The sequence below is a fragment of the Micromonospora mangrovicola genome, assembly GCF_047200535.1.
GTDB lineage: Bacteria > Actinomycetota > Actinomycetes > Mycobacteriales > Micromonosporaceae > Micromonospora.
On record NZ_JBJZOG010000145.1, the window covers coordinates 1 to 12,471 of the forward strand.

Consider the following 12,471-nt stretch of genomic DNA (forward strand, 5'->3'; position numbering starts at 1 on the left):
GGGCAAGAACACCACTCAGACGTACGACACCTTCGGCCGGCCGCTCGAGGGCAAGACGCCGAAGGACCAGACGGCGGGGGTGTACATCACCACGCCGGCACCGACGTACGACGCGAACGACAACGTCACCCGGTCCACCGACCCGAACGGAGCCGTCTCAACGGCCTCGTACGACGAGGCGGACCAGCTGAGCTACGTCACCGCGCCGGTGGATGTGGCAGGGGACCCGGAGCGGAAGACGTCGTTCACCTACGACAAGGCCGGCAACACGCTGACCACGACGCAGCCGAAGGGCAACCTGACCGCCACTGCCGGGGACTACGTCACCACCAACGCCTACGACGAGATCTACGAGCTCGTCTCGATGACCAACGCCGCAGGCGACAAGATTTCCTACGAGTACGACAACGTCGGCAACGTGGTCACCGTCGTGGACCCGCGGAAGAACGCGACCGCCGACACCGCTGACTACGCGTCGAAGCGGACGTACGACCTTGCGCATCGGGTCACGAAGACGACGGATGCGTTGGGCAAGTCCACCAGTAGCACCTACGACCGGGACGGGCTGGTCACCTCGACGACCGATCAACTCGGCAACGCCACGCTGATCACGCTCGACCAGCGGGGCAAGCAGGTCGAGGTCAAGGTGCCGTACAAGAACGACGCCGGGACGATCTCGTACCGGACCACGAAGTTCGAGTACGACCAGGTCGGCAACCGGACCAAGGTGATCAGCCCGCGTGGCGTGGCGACCACCGCGGACCCGGACGACTTCGCGCAGGTCACCGTCTACGACGCGCTGAACCGGGTGAAGGAGACCCAGTCGGCGTACGACAAGAGCGACGCCCGTTACAACACACCGGACAAGACCACCTACGCGTACGACAAGGTGGGCCGGTTGACGACGCTCTCGGTGCCGCCGTCGGCGGGTCAGTCGGTGCGCAACGACACGACCTACAGCTACTACGACAACGGGTGGACGAAGACCTCGTCCGACCCGTGGGACATCGTCACCTCGTACGACTACAACGAGTTGGGCGCGCAGACGAGCAGGACCGTGACGTCGGCGGGTGGCTCGTCGAACCGGACGATGAGCTGGTCGTACTTCCCGGACGGGAAGCTCAGGGCCCGCTCGGACGACGGCGTGCCGGTCGGCGAGCAGGTGGTGCTGGTCGACAACTCCGACTTCAACAACACCAGCTCGACGGGCACATGGCCGGCGGCCAGCACGGCGACCGGAAAGTACGGCACGGACTACGCCACCCACGCGGCCGGGACGGGCACGAACGTGTTCACCTGGCAGCTGAACGTGCCGCAGGCCGGCACGTACGAGGTGTTCGCGCGGTTCCCGCAGGTGTCGGGAGCGGCCACGGACGCCAGGTACACCGTGAACTACGACGGTGGCAGCGCGGTGAAGACAGTCAACCAGACCGCCGGCACCGGGACCTGGGTGAGCCTGGGCTCGTACAGCTTCGCCGAGGGCAACGCCCAGAAGGTGACGCTGTCCGACCAGGCGGGCGGCGCCGTGGTGGCGGACGCGGTGAAGCTGGTCCGGGACAACTCGGCCGACACCGACAACGAGAAGCACGACTACAGCTACGCGTACGACCCCAACGGCAACCTCACCACCATCACGGACGCCTCCCCGGGCGCCAAGGTGGACCGCTACGCCGTGAGCTACACGGGCCTGAACCAGGTCGACACGGTCACCGAATCGAAGTCGGGGGCGACGGTCGACACGACGTCGTTCACCTACAACGAGAACGGCGTACCGCTGACGACCAGCAACGACAGGCAGTACTCGTCTTACGAGTACGACGTGCGGGATCTGGCCTCGAAGGTCACCAACGGCAAGTCGGCCACGGACCCGTCGCCGAAGGTCACCACCTACACCTACACCGATCGCGGCCAGAAGCTGAAGGAGGTCAAGGGCAACGGCAACACCGTCGACTACACGTACTTCCTCGACGGGCGGCTGAAGACCCAGACGGAGAAGAAGCCGAACGGGACGCTCGTGTCGGACTACACGGCCGACTACGACCTGAACGGCAACCGGTCGCACGACGTCAGCAAGAAGATGAACGCCGACAACCACGGCGTCTATCTGACCACCACCACCGATTTCAGCTACGACCCGCGGGACCGGTTGGCCTCGCTGACCAGGACCGGTGACGGCGCCGGCACGGAAACCTACGTGCACGACGCGAACAACAACGTCACCAGGCAGACGGTCAAGGGCACGTCCACGACGTTCAACTACGACCGCAACCGGCTGCTGACCGCGGTGACCGGCGGCTCGACGGCGTCGTACAACTACGACCCGTTCGGCCGGCTGGACACCGTCACGGCAGCCGGGACAGTTATCGAGCGCAACGTCTACGACGGGTTCGACCACGTCATCGAGAACCGCAAGAACAACGGGACCACGACGTCGACCACCAGGTACACGTTCGACCCGCTGGACCGCACCGCGTCGAAGACCACCGACGCCGGTGGCGCGAAGGAAAAGACCACCACCTTCAGCTACCTCGGCCTGACCAGCGAGCTGCTGGACGAGGAGGTCGCGGGCGAGCTGACCAAGTTCTACCAGTACTCCCCGTGGGGCCAGCGCCTGTCGCAGGTCACCCACAACACCGACGGCAGCGAGGAGGACTCCTACTACGGCTACACCCCGCACACCGATGTCGAGACGCTGACCAGTGACACCGGCGACACCAAGGCCACCTACGGCTACACCGCGTACGGCAAGAACGACGACGCCCAGTTCACGGGCATCGACAAGCCGGACACGGCGGACCCGACCAAGGAGCCGTACAACGCCTACCGGTTCAACGCCAAGCGGTGGGACCAGTCCTCCGGCAACTACGACATGGGCTTCCGTGACTACAGCCCAGGTCTGAACCGGTTCCTGTCCCGCGACAGCTACAACGGGGCGCTGGCCGACATGCACCTCGGCCTAGATTCCTGGACCGGCAATCGGTACGCCTTCGGCGGCGGTAACCCCATCACCGCCGTGGAAGTCGACGGGCACAAAGCCTGCGGCGAGGTGTGCGAGGGGGGCGGATGGGGTCCGGACAACCAGTGCGCGGCTTGTTACTTCGACAAATACAGCTCTGCCCACGACACGGCGATTCAGATGATCGCGGAGTGGCTCAGGGCCACCCAGCCGTACGGGGGTGGTGAAGTGACCATGGACTTGTCGGCGTCCGGTGGCGTCAGGGATCCGAAAAACATGATCGTGGGCGGATCGAGCAAGAATCCGGGCAAGAATGTGGGCTGGGCCGATCTCCTCTACTGGACGGACGACGCCGTCTACCTCTGGGACGCAAAATACGCGGGCGGGCCGGCAGAAATTGCTGGCAGAAAGGAGGTCGCAAGCAAGGTCAAGTATCTGCAGATGCAGTTGAGGGTAGAAAAGGATCCCCATACCGTGAAGGTCGGGTTCAGTTTTTCGCCCCAAACGGGCCCGAACCGCACCAAGCCCAACGAGATGGTCGCTGCTTGGCCGTCTCTTGTGTCCGGCTCTGGCGTGATCGCCTACACGATGTGGCAGAACAAGCAGCCTCAGCCACAACCCTCACCCCGAACGGTGGCTCAGGAGCAACCAGAGGAAACCCCCTGGTACGAGACTGCCGGAAGGTGGGCCGGTGCGGCAGGCCTGGTCCTCGGAGCAGGGGCGCTCGCCGTGGGCACCGTCGTGGAGGACGCCGGCACCCTGGGGGTCGGGATCCTGGACGACGTGCCCTCGTTCGCCGCTGCGGGGGGAATGGTCCGCGGCGCATTCGCGCTCGTGGGCTAACCTGATCGACGCCCGCGCGCCTCACCTGTGGGGCGCGCGGGCGCTCACTTTGTTTGGAGTAGACATGAGCATTTCCCTGCGGATGCGGCGGATTCCGGCGGAGGAACTGGATCGGGGTCTGTCGCACCTCGAGGCAGGTTTCGCGGCGACGCTCGACAACGCTGTGTACGACGCCGAGACGGAGTCCGGCGTCCTGTGTGATATCGGGGAACAGTGGCAGTTCGTTCACCTTGTGGTCACCGGTGAGCGCCACCAGGTGACTGGTCCCAGTGGTCTGCCGGTGCTCGGGGGGGAGCCGCTGGGGCAGGTCGGGCCCACCGACCGGGACCTCATCCTCAAACTGTCCCCCGGCGACGTCTCCGCGGCGGCCGATTTCCTTCGAGCGGTGGATCTGCCGGGCTTGATGGAGGTGAACCGCGAACTGCTCGCCGAGCGGACCGGTGGAAGCCTCCCGAATCTGTTCCTGAATGTCATCAAAGATCATTTGGCAGACCTCCGGCGGTTCTACGACCTCGCCGCTGAGGCCGGCCAAGCCGTGGTCAAGCGCACATACACCTGAGCGGAGCAAGCCCGTGATGGGTGAGGTGACCACCGAGGAGCCCGGGCCCGAGGTGGTTGCGACCTGCTGTCGGCATCCCGGCTGGCAGACGTCCGAGCGCTGACCGGGCCCTGCGAAAAGCGGTACCTGGGCTTCACTGCCTTCACGAGGGCGGATGGGCGACTACCCCTCGGCGGCCGGGTAGGTGGGCTACTCCAGCGCGTCAAATGAATGGAGCCTCGGCCCCGACCACGCCGCATCAGCTCGCGGCGTGACCCGGTGCCCGTTTTCCGGGAAGCTGTCCGAACGGGACTGTCCCGTCTGGTACTCAAGCGGCGGTTGTACGGTCAGACCTTCGGGTGTGGCTGGGCGGGCAGGCTCGCCCGATGACCATCCCTGCTTCCCACCGTGTCGAGACTCCGAACGCATCCATGATCCGCCCGATGTCGCTCGTCACCGTCCTCCGCGACACCCCAAGTAGTCGCGCGATCGTCGCGTCCTTCGCGCCCCTGCAGAGCAGGGCGGCGACATCGACCTGACGTTCGCTGAGCGGTACGACACCCGGCGCGTCGTGGACCGGGACCGCGCGGCGCTTGGTCTCCTCCCAGATGTCGCAGAACGTCGTCACCAGGTCCTGGTCGCTGCACAGCCAGGCGGTCGGCTGTCCGTGCGCGCTGAGGGGGCCCGCGAACAACGCGAGGCGTTCATCGATGGCAAGGCCGGTCATCGGCACGGGCGCCACCCAGGTGTCGGGGTGGCAGGCGGCGATGAGGGACAGATGGTCCGCAGGTTGGGTGATCATGTGACCCCGGATCTTCCGGGACCGCGTACGGCGGTTGAGGCTTCGTTCCCGCCGCAACGGGTCGAAGTCCGTCCGCCGCTGGAGGTTGTGCAGCACCGAGCCGGTCGCGCGTTCCAACACCGGAAGTCGATCAGTGATCGCCGACAGCCCTTCGGCGAAGAACCTCAGACCGTTGTCGGCAGTCTCTCCCCGCTGAGCAGCCAGGACCCTCTCGGTCACCGCAGCCTGCAGTGCTCGCGCTCGGCACCCCAGGTCGTACTCGTCAGAAGGACCATCGGCTGTCATCGTGCGACTCGCTCCACCCACCGCAACTTGGTTCAGGGCTCGTTCCACAAGGGTCGGCCCGAGGCGCACAGCATGGCATAACCGCTCATTCAGCTCAACGGAGGACGACCTAGCCGTAGCGACCTGGCTGGTCAAGCACCTTGCTGAAATGCGCAGACTGGTCGCGTCCTGAGCGACACATCCACGATCGTAACTCCGGGCCGTTCAGGGCCCGTCAACCGCTCACCGGATCAAGGGATGTGCCACATGAAGTTCCGACGCTTCGTCGCGACCGCCATCGCCTCGGGGGTGATGGCCGCCGGCGCCGTCGCAGTCGCCAGCCCCGCCATGGCCAGCATCGCACCGAGCGGATGCACCTACTCCAGGACGCTCAACGACACCCACATCATCTGGAACGGCGCGACGGCGGCGACTGTCCGGCAGATGCTCGGCTACTGCAGCGGCCAGCCCCGGAACTGGACCTACGTCTGGGTTTGGGACTCGTTCAAGTCCACCCACAGCAACTTCTACGTCGAGGCCGCCATCAATACCACCTTCGTCCAACTCGGCTGGGACCTTGGCTTGGCCAATCAGCAGGAAGTCACGTCGAAGCCCACGGACACCTACTACGAGTGCACCTCGGGCTGGGCGCGTCTGAACTGGGCGGGGTACTCCGCCACGGCCAAGACCTCGCAAGTCTGCTGACCGTACGCTGCGAGCTCACTGGTGAGGCCTCGGCGTCGCGGGCGAGACCATCAGTGGCTGCCGCTGTGACCCCGACGTGGGGCTGGGCCGTGAGGCGGCCCGGCCCCGCGTGGCTTCGCCGTTGATGGAAGAGCGATGATGCAACTGGAAGTCCGGCTTCTCGGCACCGTGGAGCTGAGCATCGACGGTCGGATGAACACCCCGGGCGCGGCCAAGCGGCGCGCGGTGCTCGCCGGGCTGGCGATCGAGGCCAACCGGCCCGTGTCCGTACGTCGTCTCGCCGAGATGGCCTGGGCCGGCGCGCCGCCGGCCTCAGCGATGGCCAACCTGCGCTCTCACATTGCCGCCCTGCGTCGACAGGTGGGCGATCGGCTGATCGCCCGCCCCAACGGGTACGAGCTGCGGCTCTCGCCCCGCGAGCTGGACGTGACCGAGTTTCAGCGGCTGGCGGGGGAGGGACGTTCCAGCCTTGACGCCCACCACCCCCGCGTCGCGATCGCCCAGCTCTCCGATGCGCTTGCCCAGTGGCGTGGTGCTGCCGGAGACGGCCTGCCACAAGGCACCGGGCTGGACAACCACTGGGCGAGCCTCGATGAGCAGCGCCTCCAGGTCTTCGAGGAGTTGGCGCAGGCCCGCCTGGCTCTCGGCGAGCACGGCACCCTCCTCCCCGAACTCCGCCGCCACCTGGCCGCCCAGCCGCTTCGGGAGCGCGCGTGGGGGCAGCTGATCCTCGCCCTGTACCGGTGCGGGGACGTCCCGGGCGCACTGGACGCCTACCGGAGGGTACGGACCACGTTGGCGCACCAACTCGGCATCGAGCCCGGCTCCGAGCTGGCAGCGCTGCACCGGGCGGTGCTCGACCGGGCACCCGCGCTGAACCTGTCGCCGCCCGCCGTGGCCGCGAACGCGTCCGGTCCCGCCGCCAATCGGGCGGCCGGAGAAGCCGGTCCGGCAGTGGACCGGCGGCCGGCTGCCGCGCAGTGGGCCCGAGAGTTCCTGGTGCCGCGCGAGCTTCCCGCCGATCTGGTCACCTTCGTCGGGCGTACCGAGAAGATCGCCGAAGTGGTAGCGGGAGTGACGGCCGGGACGCAGACCGCCGTGGTCGTGTCCGGCCCGGTCGGCGCCGGCAAGACCGCCCTGGCGGTACGCGCGGCACGCACCGTCGCTGCCGACTTTCCGGACGGGCAGATCTTCGTCGACCTCACGTACCGGCCCGCGGTCGAACCGGACGACGTCCTGGCCCGGGTGCTGCGGTCCCTCGGCGTCGCCCCGGCCGACATGCCGGTGTCGGCCTGCGAACGGGCCGGACGGCTGCGCTCCATCATGGATGGACGCCGGATCCTTCTGGTCGTGGACGGGATCGCCAAGGCGGCGCAGGTACGTCCGCTCATCCCTGCTGGCCCCGGGCCCGCCCTGATCGCGGTCAGCCAGCGTCATCTCCACACCCTGGACGGGGTGCGCCGGGTAACCGTCGACACGCTGCCCGAGGACGAGGGGCATACCCTGCTTGCCGTGTTGACCGGCCCCGAACGCCTCGCGGCGGCGGTGGCCGACACGGCGGAGCTGGTCCGGTTGTGCGCCGGGTCGCCGCTGGCGCTGCGGATCGCCGGTGCGCGACTGGCGAGCCGGCCGGCACTTCCGGTGGCCGCCCTGGTAGCCGAGCTGGAGCAGGACCGGCTGGACTGGCTGGCCCACGGCGACATCTCCCTCCGCGACCGGTTGGACACCGCCTACGCGGCGACCTGTGCCGGCGACGAGGTGGCAGGCCAGGTGTTTGCGTTACTGGGCACCCTCCCGGACATGGCGGCGGCGCTGCCGGATCAGGCGGCGGCCCAGCTGGGCGTCTCCAGGCAGCGCGTGCGGCGGGCGCTGGAGGATCTGCTGGACGCCCACCTCGTGTACCAGGATGCGCGGGGCCGCTACCGGTTGCCGGCGCTGGTGCACGACTACGCCGCCGAGTTGGCCGGGCCGGCGGTGGTGCCGATCCACCCGCTGGCCCGGTGGCGCGTCGATCCGGTGGTGGTGCAGGCCTCGTCCCGCCGCCACGGACATCCCCGCTGACCAGGGCGGACCGCTGGCCGTAGGTCGACGGCCTGGTCCTGATCCAGGGAGCAGGGGGCGGTGGACGGTCTCGGTGCCGCGCTGGCGATGCTGTTCGCGCTGCCCGCCGGAAACCGGGATGTCCCGGCCCGCGCCGACGCAGTAGCGTGGCTCGGTCCACCAACGGGAGGGGTACGCGATGCCACAGCGCCGGGAGGCGGCGGTGCTCGTCTTCGACGCCGACGACACGCTCTGGGAGAACAACGTCCTCTTCGAGCGGGTGATCGACGATTTCCTCGCATGGCTGGACCACCCGACGTTGGACCGGACCGAGATCCGGGCGGTCCTCGACGACATCGAGCGGGCCAACGCCGTGGCGCACGGCTACGGCAGCAAGGTCTTCCTGCGCAGCCTCGGCGAGTGCCTGGAGAAGCTGCGGGAGCGCCCGGCGACCGCGCGGGAGCGCGTTGAGATCGAGGAACTGGCGGCGGCCCTGATCGGTCACCAGGTCGAGTTGATGCCCGGGGTGGCGGAGACCCTGGACGACCTGGCCACCCGGCACCGGCTGCTGCTGCTGACCAAGGGCGACCAGGAGGAGCAGCAGCGCAAGCTCGACGCCTGCGGGCTGCTGCACCACTTCGGCGCCGCGCACATCGTCCGGGAGAAGGACGCCGACACCTATCGGTGGCTGGCCCGCGAGCACGCCTTCGACCCGGCCGGGGCCTGGATGGTCGGCAACTCCCCGCGCTCGGACATCCGGCCCGCCCGGGCCGCCGGCATGAACGCGGTCTTCATCCCGAACGAGAACACCTGGGTGCTGGAGGACGACGAGCTCGACCCCGGCGACCCGGGGGTGATCCGGCTGGCCGCCTTTCCCGACCTGGCCCAGCACTTCTGACCTGCCGGTAGGGTCCGGGCTGTGCCGCTGACCTTCCCTTCGCACCTGGCGCCGGTGCTGCCGCTGAAGCTGTGGCGGCCCGGCTGGTTCGACGGGGTGGCCCTGGCCACCGGCGCGGTGGCGCCGGACGTCGGCTACCTGTTCACCGGCACCGCCTGGGCGCCCGATCAACGGACCCACACCGTCGGCGGGCTGCTCTGGTGGTGCCTGCCGGTCGCGCTCGCGTACGCCTGGATCGTCCGCCGGGTGATCGCCGGGGTCGCGGTGCACCTGCCGGGGGAGCGGCTCTTCGGCTGGCGGGACCATGCCGCGCTGGCCGGCGTGCGGCATCCCTGGCAGGTCATCGTCTGCTCGGCGTTGATCGGCGCGGCCAGCCATGTCGCCTGGGACCGGATCACCCACACCGACCGCTGGCCGCGCCTGCTGGGCATCGCGGACTTCCACGCGGCGACCGGCCTGTACTGGTGGCAGTTCGCGGACGTCCTCGGCTCGGTGGGCGGCGGCGTCGTGGTGGTCGCCCTGGCGGTCCGGGCCGCCCGCGGTCGTGAGATCTTTGTGGGGGTACGCCCCCCGGCCCCGCCAGCCCGGCCGGCGGTCTTCTGGGGGGTGGCGCTGTCGGTCACCGGGCTGGGCGGTCTGGTGCTGCCCGGGCTGCCGGCCGCCACGGTGACAGCGCCGGCCGGTGTGCGGCTGCTGCACCTGGCGGCCCTCGCGATGATCGCCGGGGCAGCCGCCGCCGGCAGCCTCGGCCGGGCCCGGGTGACGGCCGGGCGGACTGATCGCCTCAAGAAGAAACAGCGTCAGATCGACTGACCGTGTTACGCCGACATGCCGTATTTCAACGTTGGTATCAATCACATTCTCCCGGCTCCGGGAAAGCTTGTTTGACCTGCGACAAGCTGTCTAACCTGGGCCCGCGTTCACGGCTCTTCGGGGTGAGTCGGGGACGCGCCGAAGTCCGGTAGTTGGGCACCGTGGAGCTGAGTGCAGGCGGGCCGGCTCGCCGTGTTGAGCCCGGCGTGGGCGGCGTGCCACGCCCGCCGCGCTCGCGACGGCGAATTTACCGCTACCACACCGGACGGCTGGGGGTCAGGACCGGGGAGTTGCGGACCCGGTCCTGACCCGTCCGGCGTTTCCAGCCTGGTTCATCATCTTCCCCGGCGCACTGGCAAATAGGGGAAAAATTCCCTCTTTGTGGGGCAGTGCCGAAACGTAGCATCTGCGATGATCCTCCGAATGAAGCGGAGATCTCTGATACTCGGCGCGGCGGTCGGTGCGGCGGCACCCCTCATCGCATCCGGCGCGACGCCCGCAACAGCCGCGACCCGCGACGCCACGGTCACCGGCAGCACGTCCCGTACCTACACCAACACCTACCACCCCGTCCGGGACAACAAGGCCGCCAAGCTGGCCACCCTGCCGCAGAACACCCGCCAGGTCATCGTTGTCACCGGGACCAGCTACAGCACCAGCTACGCCACCCTTGAGACGTTTGCGAAGGTCCGGCACTACTGGATGCCCGTCTCCGCGGCGCTGCCCGCGCGGATCGGCTCCAAGGGCTTCAGCGACAACCACGTCGAGGGCGTCGCGACAACGCCGACGGGCGTCTACGCCATCGGTCCGACGATGTACGGCATCGCATCGAACCCGGGCGTCCGCTACCCGTACCACCAGCTGGTCACCAATGACTGGTGGAACGAGAACCCGGATTCGCCCTACTACAACACCTTCCAGCACACCTCCACGAACCCCGGCGGCTACAGCGAGGCGCTCTGGCAGGAGAAGCCCGCCTACACGCACTTCGCCGTGATCACCTACAACATGCCTCCGAGCGTCGCCACACCGGTGCCGGGCGCCGGCAGCGGGATCTTCCTGCACGAGTTCAGCAGCACGCCGTCCGGTCCCACGGCCGGCTGCGTGAGCCTGTCGCACGACCACCTCGTCGGCGTGCTCAGGTGGCTCGACCCGGCCGCCAACCCGCAGATCGTGCTCAGCCCCGTGCAGGTTCTCGACCGCTACTGACCGGAGTTGTGGGCGGATACGCTGACCGTCCACCTGCGAGCCCCCGGCCGGACCGGCCGGGGGCTCGCTGACCCACCCAGCGACGAAGGATTTGGGGGCCGCTCGCCTCATGGACACCATCAGCACCGGCCAGCCCCCCGGCGAGGGGGCCGCCACCACCTGCTACCGGCACCCCAAGCGGGAGACGCTGCTGCGCTGCACCCGCTGCGACCGCCACATCTGCCCGGACTGCATGCGTGAGGCTCCGGTCGGGCACCGCTGCCCGGACTGCGTACGCGAGGACAACCGCACGATCCGCCAGGCACGCACGGTGTTCGGTGGCCGGGTCACCACCCGGCCGATGGTGACCTACGTGCTGATCGCGCTCACCGTGCTGGCCTACCTGGCCGAACTGGCCCGCCCGGCGCTGCTGGACCAGTTCGACAGCCTCGGCGCCGGGCTCGTCGACGACGCCGGCCGGTGGTACGTCGACGACGGCGGTCCGCACCCGGGGCTCCAGCCGGTCGGCATCGCCCACGGCGAGTGGTACCGGCTGATCACCCCGGCCTTCCTGCACTCGCTGCCCACCCAGGGCGTGCTCGGCATCCTGCACATCGTCTTCAACCTGTACTGGCTCTGGGTGCTCGGCCGGGTCGTCGAGGAGCGCCTCGGCGGCGCCCGCTTCCTCGCGGTCTACCTGCTCTCCGCGGTCGGCGGGACGGTCCTGGGCTTCCTCGTCGACCCGCACCAGCCGGCCATCGGCGCCTCCGGCGCGGTGTACGGGCTGGCCGGCTGCTACTTCGTCCTCACCCGACGCCTGCACCACCAGCCCATCGACCCCAACCGTCTGATCATCCCGTTCCTGATCTGGATGGTGTTCTCGGCCGGCTGGACGTCGTGGGAGGGGCACCTGGGCGGCCTGCTGGTCGGCGGGGCCGCCGCCGTCGGCCTGGCGTACGCCCCGGCGAAGCGGCGCACCCTGGTGCAGACGGCGGTGCTCGTCGGGCTGGCCGTGCTGCTCCTCGCGCTGGTGGTGGTGAAGTCGATCGACCTCACCGGCTGACCCGGGGCCCGGCCTGGACCTTTGCGCCGGGCCGGGCTGAAAAGTAGCTGTGAGATAGCCGCCCGTGTATCGGTCTTACCTAGCCTTCACCCGTCCTGTCACCAGAATCGACCGGAGGGTTACGGGTGAGGAGACCATCACGAGGTCCCCTGATCGGGGGCCTGGCATTGGCCATCGTGGCCACGCTGGGCGGGGGAGCGGTCCTCCCGGACCGCGACCCCGCCGCTACCGGCCAGTCCACGGGCAGCGCGAAGGACGACGGCGGATTCCTGGACCGCCTCGGGGGCGCGGCACGCGGTCTGGTCGCCGCAGGTGGCCACCGGGCGAAGCCCGAGGTGGTCAGCGCCGGGCTGTTCCGTGA

10 protein-coding genes are annotated in these 12,471 nt (G+C 68.8%); 9 read left to right on the plus strand and 1 reads right to left on the minus strand.

What is annotated here, in order from left to right; all coding sequences use genetic code 11:
- Together ACL02O_RS31550 and ACL02O_RS31555 are read left to right on the plus strand one after the other, a co-directional pair.
- Window positions 1-3,799 (plus strand): golvesin C-terminal-like domain-containing protein (locus ACL02O_RS31550; RefSeq protein WP_412821833.1); only part of this gene is annotated, 3,799 nt, incomplete at its 5' end.
- Window positions 3,800-3,863: 64 nt separating this feature from the next.
- A complete protein-coding gene (locus ACL02O_RS31555; RefSeq protein ID WP_412821834.1) occupies window positions 3,864-4,358 on the plus strand; it encodes a DUF1877 family protein in 495 nt (164 codons plus the stop codon).
- A 307-nt stretch (window positions 4,359-4,665) separates the two neighbouring features.
- Here ACL02O_RS31555 and ACL02O_RS31560 read toward each other — a convergent pair whose 3' ends face one another.
- Window positions 4,666-5,358 (minus strand): helix-turn-helix transcriptional regulator, encoded by a 693-nt coding sequence (locus ACL02O_RS31560; RefSeq protein WP_412821835.1) that lies wholly within the window; start codon window positions 5,356-5,358, stop codon window positions 4,666-4,668.
- A gap of 312 nt (window positions 5,359-5,670) precedes the next feature.
- Between ACL02O_RS31560 and ACL02O_RS31565 the strand changes: the two genes are divergently transcribed.
- The 7 genes from ACL02O_RS31565 to ACL02O_RS31595 form a co-directional block, all read left to right on the plus strand.
- The gene (locus ACL02O_RS31565) at window positions 5,671-6,108 is read left to right on the plus strand and encodes a hypothetical protein (protein WP_412821836.1); all 438 of its coding nucleotides are present in this window, start codon (window positions 5,671-5,673) and stop codon (window positions 6,106-6,108) included.
- 135 nt (window positions 6,109-6,243) lie between these two features.
- Entirely contained in the window at window positions 6,244-8,169 is a 1,926-nt protein-coding gene (locus tag ACL02O_RS31570; RefSeq protein ID WP_412821837.1) for an AfsR/SARP family transcriptional regulator, read from the plus strand.
- 178 nt (window positions 8,170-8,347) lie between these two features.
- Window positions 8,348-9,046 carry an HAD family hydrolase gene (locus tag ACL02O_RS31575; RefSeq protein WP_412821838.1) on the plus strand — a complete coding sequence of 233 codons (699 nt, stop codon included), beginning with the start codon at window positions 8,348-8,350 and terminating at the stop codon, window positions 9,044-9,046.
- A gap of 21 nt (window positions 9,047-9,067) precedes the next feature.
- Complete coding sequence (locus ACL02O_RS31580) at window positions 9,068-9,859, plus strand: DUF4184 family protein (RefSeq protein WP_412821839.1); 792 nt, start codon at window positions 9,068-9,070, stop codon at window positions 9,857-9,859.
- 423 nt (window positions 9,860-10,282) lie between these two features.
- Complete coding sequence (locus ACL02O_RS31585; protein ID WP_412821840.1) at window positions 10,283-11,068, plus strand: L,D-transpeptidase family protein; 786 nt, start codon at window positions 10,283-10,285, stop codon at window positions 11,066-11,068.
- Between the two features lie 109 nt (window positions 11,069-11,177).
- Window positions 11,178-12,110 carry a rhomboid family intramembrane serine protease gene (locus ACL02O_RS31590; RefSeq protein ID WP_412821841.1) on the plus strand — a complete coding sequence of 311 codons (933 nt, stop codon included), beginning with the start codon at window positions 11,178-11,180 and terminating at the stop codon, window positions 12,108-12,110.
- 176 nt (window positions 12,111-12,286) lie between these two features.
- Window positions 12,287-12,471: hypothetical protein (locus ACL02O_RS31595; RefSeq protein WP_412821842.1), on the plus strand; the 185-nt coding region annotated here is incomplete at its 3' end.

Coding starts and splice junctions, on each gene's coding strand:
- ACL02O_RS31555 (WP_412821834.1), top strand. CDS start 3,864: ATGAGCATTTCCCTGCGGATGCGGCGGATTCCGGCGGAGGAACTGGAT.
- ACL02O_RS31565 (WP_412821836.1), top strand. CDS start 5,671: ATGAAGTTCCGACGCTTCGTCGCGACCGCCATCGCCTCGGGGGTGATG.
- ACL02O_RS31570 (WP_412821837.1), top strand. CDS start 6,244: ATGATGCAACTGGAAGTCCGGCTTCTCGGCACCGTGGAGCTGAGCATC.
- ACL02O_RS31575 (WP_412821838.1), top strand. CDS start 8,348: ATGCCACAGCGCCGGGAGGCGGCGGTGCTCGTCTTCGACGCCGACGAC.
- ACL02O_RS31585 (WP_412821840.1), top strand. CDS start 10,283: ATGAAGCGGAGATCTCTGATACTCGGCGCGGCGGTCGGTGCGGCGGCA.
- ACL02O_RS31590 (WP_412821841.1), top strand. CDS start 11,178: ATGGACACCATCAGCACCGGCCAGCCCCCCGGCGAGGGGGCCGCCACC.